The sequence below is a fragment of the Cupriavidus sp. USMAA2-4 genome (assembly GCF_001854305.1).
Lineage (GTDB): Bacteria > Pseudomonadota > Gammaproteobacteria > Burkholderiales > Burkholderiaceae > Cupriavidus > Cupriavidus malaysiensis.
This window is the reverse complement of the sequence record NZ_CP017749.1, coordinates 231,267-248,511: the sequence shown is the minus strand read 5'-3', so window position 1 is coordinate 248,511 and position 17,245 is coordinate 231,267. Positions and strand designations below refer to the sequence as shown.

Annotated in this window: 13 protein-coding genes and 1 pseudogene; 10 read left to right on the top strand and 4 right to left on the bottom strand. The window is 66.2% G+C overall.

Annotation, left to right across the window (positions count from 1 at the left end):
- Positions 1–48 precede the first annotated feature (48 nt).
- Together BKK79_RS21225 and BKK79_RS21220 are read left to right on the top strand one after the other, a co-directional pair.
- Positions 49–2,175 carry an acetate--CoA ligase family protein gene (locus tag BKK79_RS21225; RefSeq protein ID WP_071038708.1) on the top strand — a complete coding sequence of 709 codons (2,127 nt, stop codon included), beginning with the start codon at positions 49–51 and terminating at the stop codon, positions 2,173–2,175.
- Positions 2,172–3,239: a CaiB/BaiF CoA transferase family protein gene (locus BKK79_RS21220; protein ID WP_071038707.1), complete on the top strand. Its 1,068-nt coding sequence runs from the start codon at positions 2,172–2,174 to the stop codon at positions 3,237–3,239. Before BKK79_RS21225 ends, BKK79_RS21220 begins: the two co-directional genes overlap by 4 nt.
- 51 nt (positions 3,240–3,290) lie before the next feature.
- On the opposite strand, the gene BKK79_RS21215 is transcribed toward BKK79_RS21220, so the two are convergent.
- From BKK79_RS21215 to BKK79_RS21210, 3 genes and pseudogenes are all read right to left on the bottom strand, one after another.
- Entirely contained in the window at positions 3,291–4,274 is a 984-nt protein-coding gene (locus tag BKK79_RS21215) for a Bug family tripartite tricarboxylate transporter substrate binding protein (RefSeq protein ID WP_071038706.1), read from the bottom strand.
- Between the two features lie 286 nt (positions 4,275–4,560).
- A pseudogene (locus BKK79_RS42330) lies at positions 4,561–4,794 on the bottom strand (porin); the annotation flags it as partial.
- 134 nt (positions 4,795–4,928) lie between these two features.
- Positions 4,929–5,675, bottom strand: coding sequence for an IclR family transcriptional regulator (locus tag BKK79_RS21210; protein WP_071038705.1), 747 nt, complete (start codon positions 5,673–5,675; stop codon positions 4,929–4,931).
- 282 nt (positions 5,676–5,957) lie between these two features.
- Here BKK79_RS21210 and fabG point away from each other — a divergent pair, with 282 nt between their 5' ends.
- Genes fabG through BKK79_RS21170 form a run of 8 tightly spaced genes read left to right on the top strand, consistent with a single transcriptional unit; the run spans position 5,958 to position 14,488 of the window.
- Entirely contained in the window at positions 5,958–6,710 is a 753-nt protein-coding gene (fabG, locus tag BKK79_RS21205) for a 3-oxoacyl-ACP reductase FabG (RefSeq protein WP_071038704.1), read from the top strand.
- Between the two features lie 21 nt (positions 6,711–6,731).
- The gene (locus BKK79_RS21200) at positions 6,732–7,880 is read left to right on the top strand and encodes an acyl-CoA dehydrogenase family protein (RefSeq protein ID WP_071038703.1); all 1,149 of its coding nucleotides are present in this window, start codon (positions 6,732–6,734) and stop codon (positions 7,878–7,880) included.
- An 11-nt stretch (positions 7,881–7,891) separates the two neighbouring features.
- Positions 7,892–8,398: a MaoC family dehydratase gene (locus BKK79_RS21195; RefSeq protein WP_071040273.1), complete on the top strand. Its 507-nt coding sequence runs from the start codon at positions 7,892–7,894 to the stop codon at positions 8,396–8,398.
- A 29-nt stretch (positions 8,399–8,427) separates the two neighbouring features.
- Positions 8,428–9,219 carry a citryl-CoA lyase gene (locus BKK79_RS21190; protein WP_071038702.1) on the top strand — a complete coding sequence of 264 codons (792 nt, stop codon included), beginning with the start codon at positions 8,428–8,430 and terminating at the stop codon, positions 9,217–9,219.
- A gap of 32 nt (positions 9,220–9,251) precedes the next feature.
- Positions 9,252–11,369: an acetate--CoA ligase family protein gene (locus tag BKK79_RS21185; RefSeq protein ID WP_071038701.1), complete on the top strand. Its 2,118-nt coding sequence runs from the start codon at positions 9,252–9,254 to the stop codon at positions 11,367–11,369.
- 42 nt (positions 11,370–11,411) lie between these two features.
- The gene (locus tag BKK79_RS21180) at positions 11,412–12,380 is read left to right on the top strand and encodes a Bug family tripartite tricarboxylate transporter substrate binding protein (protein WP_071038700.1); all 969 of its coding nucleotides are present in this window, start codon (positions 11,412–11,414) and stop codon (positions 12,378–12,380) included.
- A gap of 34 nt (positions 12,381–12,414) precedes the next feature.
- Complete coding sequence (locus BKK79_RS21175) at positions 12,415–13,464, top strand: CaiB/BaiF CoA transferase family protein (protein WP_071038699.1); 1,050 nt, start codon at positions 12,415–12,417, stop codon at positions 13,462–13,464.
- Between the two features lie 10 nt (positions 13,465–13,474).
- Entirely contained in the window at positions 13,475–14,488 is a 1,014-nt protein-coding gene (locus BKK79_RS21170) for an NAD(P)H-dependent flavin oxidoreductase (RefSeq protein ID WP_071038698.1), read from the top strand.
- Between the two features lie 28 nt (positions 14,489–14,516).
- Here the strand turns inward: BKK79_RS21170 and BKK79_RS21165 are convergent, their stop codons facing one another.
- Positions 14,517–17,207, bottom strand: coding sequence for a LuxR C-terminal-related transcriptional regulator (locus BKK79_RS21165; protein WP_071038697.1), 2,691 nt, complete (start codon positions 17,205–17,207; stop codon positions 14,517–14,519).
- Positions 17,208–17,245: the final 38 nt, after the last annotated feature.

The window sequence follows — 17,245 nt, the reverse complement described above, 5'->3', positions numbered from 1 at the left end:
CTCGGCGTAGCGCCGGGCTCCGCAGACTATCGCATCGAGAGAACAATCATGGAGACATACCAAGACCTGTCGCGGCTCGTCAGCCCGCGTTCCATCGCCCTGGTCGGGGCCAGCGACCGCAGTGGCAGCATCGGCGCCCGCGCGCTCGAGAACCTGCTGGACCATTCGGATTTCCGTGGCGAGGTGTACCTGGTCAACGCGACCAAGCCGGAAGTGGCCGGGCGCAAGGCCTGGCCCGACGTGGCGTCGCTGCCGGCCGTGCCCGACACCGCCGTGGTGGCGGTGCCCGCCGAGCATGTGCTCGCGGTGCTGGAACAGTGCGGCGAGAAGGGGGTGCGCTTCGCGATCATCCTGACCTCGGGCTTTGGCGAGGCCGGCGAGGAGGGCAAGGCCGCCGAGCAGACCATGAAGGAGATCGTGGCGCGCACCGGCATGCGCATCTACGGGCCGAACTGCCCGGGCCTGACCAATATCACGGAGCGGCTTGGCCTGACGTTTTCGCCCTCGTTCCAGCACGATCTCCGCGGCGGGCCGGTGGGGCTGGCCACGCAGGGCGGCGGCCTCGGCCGCAACGTGCTGCAGGCGATGGACCGTGGCATCGGCGTGGCGCTCTGGAGTTCCAGCGGTAACGAGGTCGACCTGCAGGTGAGCGACTTCATCCACTACATGGCCGATGCACCTGATATCAAGGTCATCGCCACCTTGCTCGAAGGGGTCAATGACGGCCGCAAGTTCGTCGCGGCCGTACAGCACGCGGCGCGCAAGGGCAAGCCGGTGGTAGTGCTCAAGGTGGGACGTTCCGAGTACGGGCGCAAGGCGGCACAGTCGCACACGGCTTCGATCACCGGTTCGGCGGAGGTCAATAGCGCCGTGTTCGCCCAGCTTGGCGTGGTCGAGGTGGATGACATCGATGAACTGATCGACACCGCCTGGCTGTTTGCGCGCGGCATGCCGCGCCAGGGCGGTGCCCTGGCGATCTACTCGGGGTCGGGCGGCACCTCCGCGTTGTGCGCCGACATGGTCGGCAACGCAGGACTGAAGCTGGCCGAGTTCGCGCCGCAGACCCTCGCTGTGCTGCGCGAAGCGCTGCCGTCGTACGCGGCCATCGACAATCCCATCGACACCACCACCGCGGTGATGGGCAATCCGGAGCTGACACGGACCTGCCTGCAGGCGGTCTGCCAGGATCCGAACGTGTCGCTGGTATTGCTGCCGCAGGCGCTCGAGTATGGGGCCATCACCAAGCTCGCCGCCGACATCACGGCACAGGTGCAGGACGAGAGCCCGGTGCCGATGCTGCCGATCTGGATGAGCGAACGCCAGGGCGAAGCCTACCAGGTGTATGCCGATGCGCGCCTGGCACCCGTGCGCAGCATCAGCAAGGCCGTCAAGGCGGTGCAGCGCTGGATGGCCTATGCGGACTGGCGGGCCCGCGCCGATATCGACTTCGAGCCGCTGTTGCAGACCGCCGCGCGGCCACGCGCCGACGTGCCCACGCGCGCCCTGTCCGAGCCCGAGGGCAAGGCCATGCTGCGCGCAGCCGGCATCGCCATCCCCGTGTCCCGTGTGGCGGCCACGCTGGAGCAGGCGCGCGAACTGGCGCGCGAGGTGGGTTACCCGCTGGTGGCCAAGGTGGTGAGCGCGCAGATCCAGCACAAGTCGGATGTCGGCGGGGTGGTGGTCGGTATCCACGACGAAGCCGGGCTCGAGGCAGCCTGGCAAGGCATCCACGCCTCGGTCACGCGCAACGTGCCCGATGCACGCATCGATGGCCTGCTGCTCGAACACATGGCCGCGCCGGGTGGCCTGGAGATCCTGATCGGCGTTTCGCGTGACCCGGTGTTCGGGCACATCCTGACCTTCGGCCTCGGCGGGATCTACGTGGAGATATTCAAGGACGTATCGCGCCGCATGCTGCCGCTGTCGGCCACCGAGGCCGAGGGCATGATTCGCGAAGTGCGCTGTTTCCCGTTGCTGGATGGCGCGCGCGGTAAGCCGAGGCGCGACGTCGCGGCACTGACCGCGCTGCTGGTGAAGGTGTCGGACTTCGTCGTCGCGCATGCCGACCGGCTGGTGGAGATGGACCTGAATCCGGTCTGGGTCGGCGTCGCCGGAGAGGGAGCGCTGCCGCTCGATGCGGTGATCGTGATGGAGGAAGAGGGGGAGGGGAAATGAGCACGACCCATGCGGCCGGTGCCCCGCCGCTCGCGGGTGTGCGTGTCGTCGACCTGACCGAACTGCTTCCCGGCCCCTTCCTGACGCAGTCTCTCGTCGACATGGGCGCCGAAGTGGTGAAGATCGAGCGTCCGCCGCACGGCGACAATGCCCGGCGCATGGCGCCGGGGCTGTTCGATGCAGTCAATCGTGGCAAGCGCAGCCTGTTCTGCGACCTGAAGAGCGAAAGCGGCCTGGCCGAGGTGCGGGAGCAGATCGCGCAGGCGGACATCCTGATCGAATCGTATCGCCCAGGCGTGATGCGCCGGCTCGGACTGGACTATGACAGCCTGCGCGCGCCGTTCCCGCGGCTGATCTACCTGTCGCTGACCGGGTTCGGCCAGGCGGGTCCACATGCGCTGCTGCCAGGTCACGACATCAACTACCTGGCAGCAGCGGGCGCGCTGTCGCTGACCGGCGCGCCCGGTGGTCCTCCAGAGCACCAGGCCATGCTGCCGATCGCGGATCTGGCCGGCGCCTCCACGGCGCTATCCGCGCTGCTGGCCGCGCTCTACCAGCGCACGGTGAGCGGACGCGGCCAGTACCTGGATGCGTCGCTCGCCGACAGCGTGCTGCATTGGATGGTGCCGCGGCTGGGGTTGTTTCGCCAGAAGGCCGCGGCCACGTCCGATGCGCAGCGTGCGATGCTGGCCGGCAAGGCGGCCTACGGTGTGTTCCGCTGCAAGGATGGCCGCTACCTGACCATCGCCGCGCTGGAGGAGCATTTCTGGCACGGCTTGAATGCCGCGCTCGGTCTGTTTGCCGCCGACGATGCCTGTTGCGCGACCCACGCCGCGCGTACCGCGCATGCCGACGCGATCAATGCGCGCCTGGCGGAATGCGTGGCCGAGTATGACGCCGATGCACTGATGGCGCGCCTGGCCGACGCGGACCAGCCGGTGTTCCCGGTGCTGGATGCCGCGGAGGCGGTTGCGCAAGCCCGGGCCAGATCGGGGGCGCGCATCACGGAGACGGAGAACGGGCCGTTGCCAGGGTTCCCGGTGACGCTGGAGGGCATGGCCTGATGCAGCGCGGGGCGGCGGCCTTGGCCGCGCCCCGCGTGGAGGGTCCCCTGGTCAGTCCAGCTTGGCGCCGGACTTCTTGACCACATCGCCCCACTTCACGATCTCGGCCTGGATGAAGCTGCCGAACCTGGCTTCGGACAGGCCGAACATCGGCACACTGCCGTATGGCTCCATCGACTTGCGCACCTCAGGGTCGCGCAGCGCTTCCTCCGTCGCCTTCGAGATCAGCGCCACGGTCTGTGGCGGCGTGCCGGCCGGCACGAGGATGCCGGACCAGCTGCTGGCCTGCGCCACGGCATAACCTGATTCGGCGATGGTGGGCACGTTCGGCAGCAGCGCCAGACGATCGTTGCCGGTCGTGGCGAGCGCGCGCAGCTTGCCGCTCTGGATGAACGGCAGCACCACGCTCGGATAGTCGAACATCACGTCCAGCACGCCACCGAGCAGGTCGTTGATGGCCGGCGAGCTGCCCTTGTACGGAATATGGGTCAGTTGCACGCCAGCGCTGGTCTGGAACAGTTCGGCGCTCAGGTGCGTGCCGGTGCCGGCGCCCGCCGAACCGAAGTTGACCTTGCGCGGATGCTCCTTGGCATACGCCACCAGTTCCTTGACCGTCTTGTACGGGCGCGAGGAATTGACCACCAGGATCGTGGACGTTTCCGAGAGCCCGTGGACCGGGGCGAAATCCTTCAAGGGGTCGTAGCGCACCTTGCGGTACAGCGCCAGGTTGGCCGCCATCGTGCCTTGCGTGCCGTAGATCCAGGTGTAGCCATCGGCCGGCGCACGCGCCGCGACTTCCGTGCCGACCATGCCGCCGGCGCCGGGCCGGTTTTCCACCACCACCGATTGTTTCAGGATCTCCGACATCCTCCTGGCGATGGTGCGCGACGCCGTGTCGGTGATGCCGCCCGGGGTGAACGGGACGATCCAGGTAATCGGCCGACTAGGGAACTTGTCCTGTGCGAATGAGAGCGCCGGCGCGATTGCCAGCGTTGCCAGCAGCGGTCGCAGCCGGTCTCGGAACCTTCTCTTCATGCTTGTCTCCTTCGATTCTTTCTTCGAAATGTCGTAGTACTATACAGCCAATCGAAGTAAATGGAAGTGGGATATCCGAGGAGATCAACGGGGGAAGGTCCGGGTGGGCGTCATCGGAGAACCGTCCGGATCCAGGTGGTGCGGGCAAAAAGGGGGACGGGCCACAATCGTGCCGTCGTCCTTGCCTTGTCGGACGATGGCCGCTTCAGTGCCAGGCCTGTCTTGGGTAATCAGGCGCGAAGAGGTAACCCTGATCGATGCGCGAAATGAAGGACCAGGTCTTCTGTCAGAGCTTGTGGCGCACGCCCACCGCCACGCCTGGCATGTCGCGCTGTCCGTTGGCCAGGGCGTAGCTGTTGTCCAGCGACAAGCTGTTGGCAAAGCCGGTTCCCGGCGGCTCCAGCATCAGGCCCGCATGCTTCGCCTAGGCGGTGGTCAGGTTGACGTCGGTACGCCGGGAGAAGGTATCGTCCGTCACGAAGGCACGGTGCCAGGGGTTGGCCACAGGCGTATCGCCGAACCGATTGGATGTTCCAGCCCCTCGCTGTCGTACAGGATGGTCTTGAACCCCACGTTTTTCGATGCCAGGCCAGCGTGGGCAACTTGATTCGGTGTACCGCCCGGACACGCCATGCCCGCCGTCCGATGCTCGTCCTACGCGGCCCGCTTCGAGAACATTGCTGCCGCGACCTTGCGCAGCGCTTCCAGGTAATCCTCTTGATGCCGAGCGAGTCGGTCGGCGGGTCCTGCCAGTGACAGCGACAGCGGCTCCGGCCCGAGAAAGCCGGAGACAGCCAGCGCGTCCACACCTTCGCTGCCTTCGCTGCGTGCCGCGTACCAGCCGCGCTTGCGGCCTTCCTCGACGTCGTGTGCCACGTCTTCCGCATCGGTCACCGTGCCCGGGACCACCTTGCGCAGCGGCTTGAGCCGAAGCCTGCGCAAGGCTTCGTCCGGTGGCAGTACGCCAAGGAGCGCTTTGCCCATCGCCGACGTATGCAATGCAATACGCTCGCCGGCCGCCAGGACATAGCGCAAAGGGTGCTTGCCCTGTTGCACCGCGACCACCCGCACGTTGGCCACCTCCAGCCGGCCGACAAACGCCGTTTCGCCCGTGCGCTCCGCCAGCAGGGTCGCGGCCTCCGTTCCCGCTGAAAGCAGCGGGTCGTTCTGCTCGATCCGCTGAAGTACTTCGCCAAGCTTTGCCGTGGGATAGAAGCGCCGCGTTTGTGCCGTCCGCGCGAAATAGCCCAATTCGAGCAGCGTATGCAGCAAGTCCGTGCATGTGCTTTCGGGCAGTTCGAGCAGTCGGGCTATCTCGGAATTGGAGAGCTCGCGCTGTTCGCGGGCAAAAAGTTCGAGGACCGCCATGGTGCGGGCGGATGCGGGGACGAAGTTCGGCATGTGTGGCAACAGAGGTCTGATTGGATGATTCTGCGGTATTTCGCAGGGAAGATCAAAGCTGCCTTTCTTGTATGTGCATGATTGTGCATTCCGTGTTGGATTGGGGATTTTTATAAGCTATTGAAAATAAAAGATTTATATGGTTTTGAGTGAGTGTTCCAGCACACGATGGCCATTCCCTGGTTCGCTATCGTGAGTTGACCTGTTCTGCGGTATTACGTAGACTTCAACGAAATGTCGCAGTTATGTGGCGCGACATGACGACTGTCAAGAGAGGACGAAATGGATTTGGGCATTGGTGGCAAGGTCGCGGTCGTGACGGGCGGCGGACGGGGAATCGGGGCAGAGACGGCGCGCATGCTGGCCGGGGAGCGGGTGAAGGTGGTCGTTTCCGATATCGACCTGGCGGTGGCCGAGCAGGTGGCGCGGGAGATCGTGGCGGCCGGAGGCGAGGCCATTGCCTCGCGCGGGGACGTATGCGAGTTGTCCGACGTCCAGCAGGTCGTAGCGGACGCCACCGAGGCTTTTGGCTGCGTTGACATCCTGGTGAACAACGCCGGCTTCAACAAGGACCGTTACCTGACGAAGATGACCGAGCCGGAATGGGATTCGGTGGTCGACGTGGTGCTGAAGGGCGCGTTCCACTGCACGCGCGCCGTGCTGCCCGGGATGATGGCGCGCAAGTGGGGCCGCATCGTCAATATCTCGTCGCGCTCGGTGTTCGGCAATCCGGGCCAGACCAACTACAGCGCGGCCAAGCTCGGGCTCGTTGGCTTCACTCGCGCGCTGGCGCAGGAGCAGGCGAAGTTCGGTGTCACCGTCAATGCGGTGGCACCGGGTTTCGTCGAGACCGAACAGATGCGCGCCAACCCTACCTACGAGAGGCTGCGCGAGACGGCGCTGGAGAGGATTCCGGTCGGCTTCCTCGGCATGCCCGAGGACATCGCCTCGTCCGTGGCCTTCATGGCCTCGGAGCGTGCCCGCTACATCACTGGCGTGACGCTGTTCGTGACCGGCGGCCGCTTCTCTTCCTGATTCCGCGAAAAGGCAACAAGCATGGATTTCGATTTCAGCACTGAACAGGTCGCCCTGCGCGATAGCATCCGCCGCTATATGCGCAACGAGGTGGTGCCCCGCATCAACGCATGTGAGCGCGACCGCCGCATCCCGCTGGACGTGCTGGCCGGCGTCGGACAGTTCGGCTACATCGGCGGCATGCTCCCGGAAGACGACGGCGGCCTCGGCCTCGACGCCGTCACGTGGGCCATGATGCTGGAGGAGGCAGGCTACTTCTGGGGCTCGCTGCGCACCATCGTCAACATCACCAACGTTTTCATGAGGTTGGTGAGCCGGCACGGCACGCCGGAGCAGAAGGCGCACTTCCTCGCGCCGGTGCTGGCGAGCAGCAAGGGCGTCTGCGTGGCGCTGAGCGAGCCGAACCACGGCTCGAATCCGGCCGGCATCGAGACCCGCGCCGACGACAAGGGCGACCATTATCTGCTGTCGGGCACCAAGCTGTGGATCACCAACGGCGTGGCGGCCGACTTTGTGCTCGTGCTGGCGCGCACTTACAGCGTCACCTGCGACGGCGGCCACTCGCTGTTCCTGCTCGACAAGTCCGAGACGCACATCGAGGCGCGCCTGGTCGACAAGATGGTGCTCAAGGCCTCAGGCACGTCGGAGCTGTTCCTCGACAACATCCGTCTGCCGAAGTCCAGCCTGCTCGGCCAGGAGGGCGGTGCGTTGAAGGCGGTGTCGGTCGGCCTGAACTATGGCCGCCTCAACATCGCGATGGGCGCGGTCGGCGCGGCGCAGGCCGCGTTGGACCTGTCGATCGAATATGCCAAGACGCGCAAGCAATTCGGCAAGACCATCGCGCATTTCCAGCTCGTGCAGAAGCACATCGTCGACATGATGGTGCGCGTGGAAGCCGCACGGGCCCTGGGCTACAAGGCGGCGGCGTCGCTGGACAAGGGCCTGCCGTCGCGCATCGAGTGCTCGATCGCCAAGCTCTACGCGGCCGAGGCCGCGCACGAGGTAGCGAAGACTGCCATCGGTGTGCACGGCGGGATCGGCTATTCGACCGAATACCCGCTCGAGCGCATCTTCCGCGACACCAGCGGCGCGAGCATCCCGGAGGGCACGGCCGAGATCCAGACCCTGATCGTCGGGCGCGAGGTGCTCGGCGTGTCGGCCATCGTTTGATGGGGACCGCCATGCACACCGCATCCACGCCGTCGCTCGCGGGGCTGTCTGCCCTCCAGTACTACTGGGAGGACCTGGAGCCTGGCCTGGTCTTCGAGACCGCCAGCCGCACGATCACCGAGACCGACGTGGTGGGCTTCGCCGGGCTGAGTGCCGACTACAACCGGCTGCACGTCGATGCCGAGTATGCGTCCGCCACTGCCTGGGGCAAACGCATTGCCCACGGCATGCTGGTAGCGTCGATCCTGTCGGGACTGAACACGCGCACGGTCGTCAACCAGCTGCTCGAACCGTCACTGGTCGGCCTGCTTGAAATGAACCTGCGCTTTCCCAAGCCGACCCTGATCGGCGACACCATCCATGGCCGCATCAAGGTGAGCGGACGCCGCGAAACGTCGAACCCCACGCGCGGCATCGTCGAGTTCTGCCGCCAGGCCATCAACCAACGCAACGAAGTGGTCTGCGAGTGCGACGCTCGGATGATGGTCCTGCGCCGCCCGACCGCCCCGACCGCCTGATACCTGATAGACAGATCGAGGATCCCCCAATGATCAGCACCGAAATCGGATACACCACCGTCGACAGGATCACCGTGCGCGGCAAGGACCTGTCGCAGGAACTGCTCGGCAAGCTCGACTTTGTCGAGATGATGATGCTTACCATCCTCGGCCGCCTGCCGGACGCGCGCGAGAAGCGGATGATCAACCTGCTCCTGGTGGCGGCCTGCGACCACGGCCTTACGCCAAGCGCAATCAGTGCGCGGCTGACCTACCTCGGTGCGCCGGAGGCCATGCAGGCAGCAGTGGCCTCCGGCCTGCTCGGCGCCGGCAGCGTGTTCCTGGGCACCACGCAGAACTCGGCCGAACTGCTGATCCATGCTGCGCGCGACCTGGCCGACGATGCTGCCGATGAGGCGGTGCTGGCATGCGCCCGTGAAGTCATCCGGCAGTCTCGCGAGAAGAAGCAGCCGATCTACGGTGTCGGGCATCCGATCCATGTGAACGGTGACCCGCGCGTGCCAACGCTGGCCCAGGCCTCGCGCGACAACGGCTACTTCGGCAAGCACTGGCGCCTGATGTATGCGATCGAGAAGGTGTTCCGCGAGGAGATGGGCAAGAACCTGCCGATGAACGCTGTCGGCGCCGTCGGCGCCATCGTCGGCGACATGGGGCTGGAGCCGCTGCTGGCGCGCGGCTTCATGCTCGTCGGCCGCGCCGCCGGCCTGCTCGCGCACCTCTACGAGGAGCGCCAGAACCCCATCGGCCAGCAAGTGTGGGACCTCGTGCTCGCGCAGGACCCGCGCAATGAGCTGCCCGTGCGCAAGCCGAAGCAGGCATGAACGCTGTCCCGACAAGAATGACTGGAGGAAACATGGAGACATTTCAAGACCTGAGCCTGCTGATGGACCCGCGCTCGGTGGTGCTGGTCGGCGCGTCCGATCGGACCGGGAGTCTCGGCCAGCGCGCGCTCGAGAACATCGTCGAACACTCGCGCTTCGAGGGCGAGTTGTTCCTTGTCAACGCCACGCGCGACGAAGTCGGGGGGCGCCCCGCATTCCGCCGCGTGGAAGATCTGCCGTACGCGCCGGATCTCGCCATCGTCGCGGTGCCGGCGGCGGTGGCCAATGACGTCATCGAATCGTGCGGTCGCCGGGGCATTCGCTTTGCCGTGGTGCTGACGTCCGGATTCTCCGAAACGGGCGAAGAGGGTGCGCTGCTGGAAGCGCGTATGCGGGAGGTCGCGCGGGAGACCGGAATCCGTATCTATGGTCCGAACTGCCCGGGGCTGACCAACATCAACAAGGGGCTGGGCTTCACGTTCTCGCCTGCCTCGCGCCACGACCGCATGCCGGGTCCGATCGGCCTGGCCACGCAGGGAGGCGGGCTCGGCCGGACCTTCCTGCAGGCGTGTGCGCGGGGCGTCGGTATCGGCCTCTGGTGCTCCAGCGGCAACGAGGTGGACCTGACGGTCAGCGACTACATCAACCACATGGTCGCGATGCCGGAGATCAAGGTGATCGTGACGCTGCTGGAGGGCATCAACGATCCGCCGCGCTTTGCGCGTGCCGCGCTGAACGCGGCGGCGGCTGGCAAGCCCATCGTGGCGCTGAAGGTCGGCAAGTCGGAGTACGGCGTGAAGGCCGCGCAGTCGCACACGGCGGCGCTGTCGGGCACGGCGGAAATCAACAGCGCGGCGTTCCGGCAACTGGGCATCATCGAAGTCGACGATATCGACGAAATGATCGACACCGCGGCGCTGCTCTCGCGCGGAGTGCCCGAGCGGGCCGTACGCACGGCGCTGTACTCGTTCTCGGGCGGTACCGTGGCGCTCGCCGCCGACATGCTCGGCACCGCCGGCCTGGAACTCGCCAGGCTGGCGCCGCAGACAACCGACAGGCTGCGCGAATTGCTGCCCGCCTTTGCGGCGATCGGTAATCCGGTCGATACGACTGCCGAGATCCTGGTCAAGCCGGAGATCAGCTACGGCTCGCTGCTGGCGGTTGCCAGCGATCCGAACGTGGATGCCGTGCTGTTCCCGCTGCCGATGGAATATGGCGAGGTGACGCGCGCGGCCTGCGAAAACATGGTCAAGGTGCAGGCCGCAGTCTCGAAGCCGATCATCCCGGTGTGGATGAGCGACAAGCTCGGCGAGGGCTTCGATGTGCTGGTGGAAGGCGGCTTGCCGCCGGTGCGCACGCTCGGCAAGGCAATCAAGGCGATGCAGCGCTGGAATGCCTGCGGTGCCTGGCGCGGGACGTTCGATCCGTCGTGGGCGCCGCTGATCTGCACGACGGCGGTGCTGGAGCCGCGGGCCCGCCGCACCTGGTCCGAGGCGCAGGCCAAGGCCATCCTCGCGCGTGCTGGCGTGGCGGTGCCGCCTGGCGAGGTGGCGCGCGACGAAGACGAGGCCGCTGCAATCGCCCAGCGTCTCGACGGTCCGGTGGTCGCCAAGATTGCCAGCGCGGACATTCTGCACAAGTCCGACATCGGCGGCGTGGTCGTCGGACTGCGCGAGCCGGAGGCCGTGCGCCAGGCGTTCCGCACCATTGCCGCCAATGCCGCCAAGGCATACCCGCAGGCGCGTGTGGATGGTGTGCTGATCGAGCGCATGTCCGACCTCCGGGGCGGCGTGGAAACGCTGGTTGGCGTGCACCGGGATCCGCTGTTCGGGCCCGTCATCACGTTCGGCATGGGCGGTGTGTTCGTCGAGTTGTTCAAGGACGTCAGCCGTCGCCTGCTGCCGCTCACGCGCCACGAAGCCGCGGCGATGGTGCGCGAGACGCGCTGCCATGCATTGCTGAAGGGTTTCCGCGGCGGCGAGCCGGTCGATGTCGGGGCGCTCGAGGCGCTGCTGGTGGCGGTGTCGGATTTCGTCTGCCACAGCGCCGGCACCGCGCCGGTGGAAGAACTCGACCTCAACCCCGTACTCGTCAGCAAGGCCGGGGCCATGGCGCTGGATGCCGTGCTGATCGAAGCCATGTCCGCTTGAGCGGGTCCTATGCTCGACATCATCGTACAAGGAGCGATATTCATGTTCAAACGCATGGCCATGCTGGCCGCTACCGTGGGATGCGTGGTGGCCTCCGCGCACGCGCAAACGGCCTACCCGACCCGTCCCATCAAGCTCATCGTGCCGTTCACGGCAGGAGGCATCACTGACAACGTGGCCCGCGCCGTCGCGGAGCACGCATCGAAGCAGCTCGGCCAGCCGATCGTGGTCGACAACCGGCCCGGAGCCGGCGGCAATATCGGCGCCGGCTATGCGGCGCATGCCGAGGCCGACGGCTACACGATCTTCCTCGGCACGCAGGGCACGCAGGTCACCAACCAGTACATCTACAAGTCGATCTCCTATAAGCCGGACGCCGATTTCCAGGCCGTGCAGGGACTGATCGCCATCCCTAACGTGATCGTGGCAAATGCGTCGCGGCCGTACAAGACCTTGCCCGAGCTGATCGCCTATGCGAAGCAGCATCCAGGTGAAGTCACCTATGGCAGCCCCGGCGTCGGCACGGGCGCGCATCTTGCCGGCGAGCTGTTCCAGGCGGTAGCCGGTGTCAAGCTGCGCCACGTGCCGTACAAGGGCAGCGCCGGATCGATCACCGACCTGCTCGGCGGCAACCTCGACATAGCCTTCGACTACCCCGTGTCGGCGGCACCCCATGTCAAGTCGGGCCGCCTACGGGCGCTGGCGATCACGGGCGAGAACCGTACCGAGGCACTGCCGGGCACGCCGACCTTGCGCGAACTCGGCCTGGCAAAGGCGACGTCGGAGTCGTGGACCGGCGTGTTCGTGCCGAAGGGCACGCCGCCTGCGGCCGTGTCGAAGTTGCAGGCGGCCTTCGGCGGCGCGGCACAAGAGAAAACCATCCAAGCGAAATTCGGCGAGTTCGGCGGCACGCCGCTGCTGCTCCCGGGCCCGAAGTTCGCCGACTATGTACACGCCGATGCAGGCAAGTGGAAGCGCGTGTTGGAAACGGCCCGCGTGTCAGCGGAATGACCGGCCTTGTCTCATGGTTCAGCCAGCACACGACATGACTCAGCACACCCTGCCGCTTGCCGGCATCCGGGTCCTGGATTTCTCGGAACTCCTGCCCGGTCCATTCTTCACCCAGAATCTCGTGGAACTGGGGGCGTCCGTTCTCAAGATCGAGCGCCCGCCACACGGTGACAACGCCAGGATCATGGCGCCCGGTCTGTTCGCCTCGGTCAACCGCGGCAAGCAGAGCGTGATGGCGGATCTCAAGGATCCCGCGCAGGCCGCGCGCATCCGGGAGATGGTGACCGAGACCGACGTCGTCGTGGAAGGCTACCGCCCGGGCGTGATGGACCGCCTCGGCTTCGGCTACGAAGCGCTGGCAGCGCTGAATCCGCGCATCGTCTATGTCTCCCTGAGCGGCTACGGCCAGACCGGACGATTGGCGAAGTCGCCGGGCCACGACGTCAACTACCTGGCAACCGCCGGCGTCCTGGCGCTTTCGGGCTCCGATCCCGAACGACCGGGCCACGGTGCCGGACTGCCGCTGGCTGACCTGTGTGGCGCGATGTACGCACTATCCAGCACGCTTGCCGCGCTGCTCCAGCGCCAGACCACAGGCGTCGGACAGTATCTGGATGTGGCGCTGACGGATTGCGTGATGCACTGGATGAACCCCCGCCTCGGGCATTTCGACGAGGCGGGCCTGGACGAGCTGGCGGCGCAGCGCAACGATGTCCTCGCCAAGCCGGCCTACGGCGTGTTCCGCACGGCGGACGGCAGCCACGTTTCGCTCGGTGCGCTGGAGGATCACTTCTGGAGCCGGCTGGCAACGGCGCTGGTGCTGGACCTGCCGCTTGCCGGCTACGAGCGGCTCGCCGCCCGGGTCCACGATGCGCCGCGCATCAATGCCGCAATTGCCGCCAGCGTGGCGACATTCGATGCGGACACGCTGCTGGCCTTGCTCGATGCGGCGGACGTCCCCGTCTCGCGAGTCGTGGAGCCGTCGGCACTGCGCGCCTCCGCTCACGCCGTCGAACGCCGGCTGATCCGTACCGACGACGAGGCGGCCTTCATCCGCTATCCCGTCAAGATGTCCGGCATGTAGGAGAGCGCCGATGCACCCTTCGCAGCACGCGCCGTCGTTCCACACGCGCATCACCGACCTGTTCGGCATTCGTCATCCGTTGCTGCTCGGCGGCATGCACATCCTTGGCGAGTCCGGCCTCGTGGCAGCGGTGGTCAATGCGGGGGGAATGGGGTTCATCACGGCCCGCTCGTTCCCGTCGCCCGACGCACTGCGCGCGGACTTGCGCCGTTGCCACGCGCTGACCGGCGGCCAGCCATTCGGCGTCAACATCACGCTTGCGCGCCGCGCGGATGCCAATGCTGCCGCGCAGGATTGGATCCGCGTCGCGCTGCAAGAGGGCGTGCGGCACTTCGAGAGCGCTGGAGGTCCACCCGGCGAACTGGTCGGGCCGATTCAGCAGGGCGGCGGCATCCTGATCCACAAGTGCCCAAGCGTGCGCCATGCGCTGAGCGCGGAACGCTGCGGCGTGGATGCCGTGGCGCTGGTCGGCATGGAAGAGGGTGGCCACCCGGGAGCGAATCCGTTGCCGACCTTTGTCAACGGCGCGCATGCGCTGCAGAGCGTGAGCGTGCCGCTGGTCCTCGGCGGAGGCATCGGCACGGGCCGGCAGATCGCCGCCGCGCTGGCACTCGGCGCGGACGGCGTGGTCATGGGCAGTCGATTCATGGTGGCCGCGGAGACGGCTGCGCACGATGCACTCAAGCGCCGGATCATCGCGTCCGGGGTCAATGGGTCCATCACCATCATGGACTCGCTTAGCGACACCTGGCGGGTCCTCGACAACGCCGCGGCCCGCGAAGTCCGCCGCCTCGAAGCAAGCGGCGTGCGCCGCCATGCCGATTTCGGCGACCTCATCCTGTCGTCGCGCACGCGCGAGAAGGTATACCGCGATGGCGACGTGGAGGCCGGCATCGTTTCGCTGGGTCCGGCAGGCGGTTTTGCCGACGACATTCATCCGGCGGGATGGATCGTGGAGCGGCTGATCGGCGACGCGGTGGAAGCCACCCGATCGCTTGGGCAGCGCCTCGTTGCGTTGCCCTAGGAGCCTGACGGTGGGCGACGCTCGTGGACTAGCGCAGCAGTCCAAGTGCGCGACCTGTACTGACCGCCTGCATCCGGCTGCGTACGCCGAACTTGCCGTTGATGTTGCGCACATGTGTGCACACGGTGTTGATGGAAACAAACAGCTTGTCGGCCATGGCGCGGTTGGAATAGCCTTCAGCCAGCAATTGAAGCACTGCCAGCTCCTTGCGCGTCAGGGGATCCAGAAGGTAGCTGTCCAGCGATAGCGTAGTCGTTTCGGCCACCGGATCAGGCAAGGCCGTACCGAAATCATGGACCAGGCGCTGCAACCAGACCGCGAATGCGCGGTCCTTCTCGGCGGGAGTCTTGGCGAACAGCTCGCGGACCAGGACCCCGACCGCGGCACCCTCGTCCAGCACCGCACGCACGAAGCCTTCCTGGCAGCAATCGCGCAAGGTCTCACTGAGGCCATTCAAGGCCCCGTTCCGATCACCGCTGCGCGCCTGGGCAACGGCACGGATCAGCCGAAGCTTCAGGGCTCGATGGTGGCGCCGTGCGGCGACAGCGACATCGAGCTCACCGGTCAGCCCTTGCAGGGCCGCACCGGCATCCCCGACAAAGGCTTCCCACCGCAGTAACGAAAGAGCGGGATAGTCGACATCATTGGCAAGCAGGCGCAGGTGGGAAATTGGCGCCCAGATGGCCGGATCGCTTGCGCGCCTGAGTTCGTCGCGGGAAGCCTCGATGTGCCCTTGGAGCAGCTGGGTGCGTGAGCGCTCCAAGCGTGCGCTGACGACCACGCGGGGCAGTTGCCGCTGGTGTCCCAGCATTTCCAGTTCTGTCAGGAGCCGGAGAGACTGGTCCACATCCCCTGCGCCGAAGGCAATGCGCGAAAGCATCCGATAGCCCAGCGTCAGGTGGTCGGGCAAGCCCACGTCGCGAACTAGTGGCGTATAGACCCGCAGCAGTCCTGTCGCCTGCTCCAGGTCGTTGCTTTCGTAGACGGTTGCCGCATAGAGCATGCCGGCCCAGGCGTTGCCGTTGGTGAAGCTGATGTTCGCATGGTGGGTGGCGCTGACCGCTGCGCGAAAGCGTGCCGTTGCCTCGCGCATCCGTCCCTCGAAGAGCGCAATCGTTCCCTCGACGGATTCTGAATGCATATCGGTGAGGGCGCCTGAATGCGGATTCAGGCCTGAGCGGTGCAGATCGAGCAGCCGCAAGGCCTCGGCGGCCTGGCCCTTCGTGGAGCAGATGCCCGCGAGCGTATCCAGCAGGACGCTATCGGCGAAGTTGTCACCGCTGGGCAGCCTGCCGAGACTCTGCATACCTGCCGCATAGGCTTCCTCCGTCCGATCCATCATCGCCAGCAAGGTGGGCCGCAAGGCCATGACGTGGGGCCAGACCTCGGGCGCATTGGATTGATCGAGGCGACTGGCCTGCATCCGGGCCATCGCATCCCAAGGGCCGTGCGTACAGCCCAGCGCCCAGAGGTGGATCATTTGAAGCCGTGCATGCTGGGCGAGGGCGGTTGCGGGGATGTTCTCGAACCAGCGCGACAGCAGGCGCATGCGCCCGGCTGCGAGCAGGCCCATGGCATGCGCTTCCAGCATCGCGATGGCGTGCTCGAGGTCATCGCCCTCCAGCGCGTGTTCGATCGCGGGGACCGGCCGCTGCTGCGATTCGAACCAGCGCGCTGCCGCGCGGTGCAACTGCGGGATCTCGTCCGGCAACTCGCGCGCCAGCTGGGCCCGCAGGAAGCCGATGAAGAGACTGTGGTAACGGAAGCTGCGCTCCTCGCCATCGATCCGGGTGATGAGGATATTCTCGGCTTCCAGCTTGCGCAGCAGGTCCTCCGCATCGACGCCCGGAACCAGCATGCGACAGAGTGCCGGGCTCAAGGTCTTGAGAATGCTGGTGCGCAGCAGGAAACTCCGCACCTCGGCGGCTTGCAGGTTCAGAACCTCTTCCGTCAGGTAGTCGGCGACTGCCAGGTTGGATCCCGAGAAGCGGTCAACGAACTCAGCCTTCGCGTCCTGGTGCGCGAGCGCTGCCGATGCCAGCCAGAGTCCGGCAATCCAGCCTTCGGTCTTGTGGTGCAGGCGCTGCAGGTCGATCGGGGGCAGTTCGATCCCGCGTCGGTGAACGAGGTAATCCTGTGTTTCCTCGACAGAGAAGCGCAAGCGCTTGGCGTCGATTTCCAGCAACTGGCCGCGGGCGCGCAGCCGCCCCAGTGCCAGATTGGGAACGCTGCGGGTGCCGATGATCAACTGCCCACGACGGGGCAGGTTGGCGACAATTTCCCGCAGCAGCCCTTGCACACCTGGCTCATGGATGGTTTCGAACTCATCGATGAATAACGCGAAGGGACGCTCGCAACGTGCCAGGCGGCTGACGATCTGTACCGCTGCATCCTGGGGATGCGGGGTATCGGACTCGTCCGGGGCGATCTCGCGCAGCGCTTCACCCAGGCAGAACAGAAAACGGGACGCGTCGTTATCCGCACGGTCCACCGTCAACCACGCGGTCTGAACCTGAAGCTCCTCCAGTCGGTTGCGGCACTGCAGCATGACCGTCGTCTTGCCGAAACCGGTGGGCGCCCGTATCAGGACAAGGCGGGCAGATCGCGCCTCGCACACCAGATCCGTGATTTCCTGCCGCGGCACCTGAATCGGACTGGCCGAGGGCGGGTTCAGCTTGGTGTCGAGGACGCTGATGGGGGAGAGGGCTTGCTCAAGCATGGGGGGCAGGCGTATTCACGACTTCTCCGGGCCGGTGT

Excerpts from the sequence above, each read along its gene's own strand:
- BKK79_RS21225 (WP_071038708.1), top strand. The coding sequence starts at position 49 with ATGGAGACATACCAAGACCTGTCGCGGCTCGTCAGCCCGCGTTCCATC.
- BKK79_RS21220 (WP_071038707.1), top strand. The coding sequence starts at position 2,172 with ATGAGCACGACCCATGCGGCCGGTGCCCCGCCGCTCGCGGGTGTGCGT.
- BKK79_RS21215 (WP_071038706.1), bottom strand. The coding sequence starts at position 4,274 with ATGAAGAGAAGGTTCCGAGACCGGCTGCGACCGCTGCTGGCAACGCTG.
- BKK79_RS21210 (WP_071038705.1), bottom strand. The coding sequence starts at position 5,675 with ATGCCGAACTTCGTCCCCGCATCCGCCCGCACCATGGCGGTCCTCGAA.
- fabG (WP_071038704.1), top strand. The coding sequence starts at position 5,958 with ATGGATTTGGGCATTGGTGGCAAGGTCGCGGTCGTGACGGGCGGCGGA.
- BKK79_RS21200 (WP_071038703.1), top strand. The coding sequence starts at position 6,732 with ATGGATTTCGATTTCAGCACTGAACAGGTCGCCCTGCGCGATAGCATC.
- BKK79_RS21195 (WP_071040273.1), top strand. The coding sequence starts at position 7,892 with ATGCACACCGCATCCACGCCGTCGCTCGCGGGGCTGTCTGCCCTCCAG.
- BKK79_RS21190 (WP_071038702.1), top strand. The coding sequence starts at position 8,428 with ATGATCAGCACCGAAATCGGATACACCACCGTCGACAGGATCACCGTG.
- BKK79_RS21185 (WP_071038701.1), top strand. The coding sequence starts at position 9,252 with ATGGAGACATTTCAAGACCTGAGCCTGCTGATGGACCCGCGCTCGGTG.
- BKK79_RS21180 (WP_071038700.1), top strand. The coding sequence starts at position 11,412 with ATGTTCAAACGCATGGCCATGCTGGCCGCTACCGTGGGATGCGTGGTG.
- BKK79_RS21175 (WP_071038699.1), top strand. The coding sequence starts at position 12,415 with ATGACTCAGCACACCCTGCCGCTTGCCGGCATCCGGGTCCTGGATTTC.
- BKK79_RS21170 (WP_071038698.1), top strand. The coding sequence starts at position 13,475 with ATGCACCCTTCGCAGCACGCGCCGTCGTTCCACACGCGCATCACCGAC.
- BKK79_RS21165 (WP_071038697.1), bottom strand. The coding sequence starts at position 17,207 with ATGCTTGAGCAAGCCCTCTCCCCCATCAGCGTCCTCGACACCAAGCTG.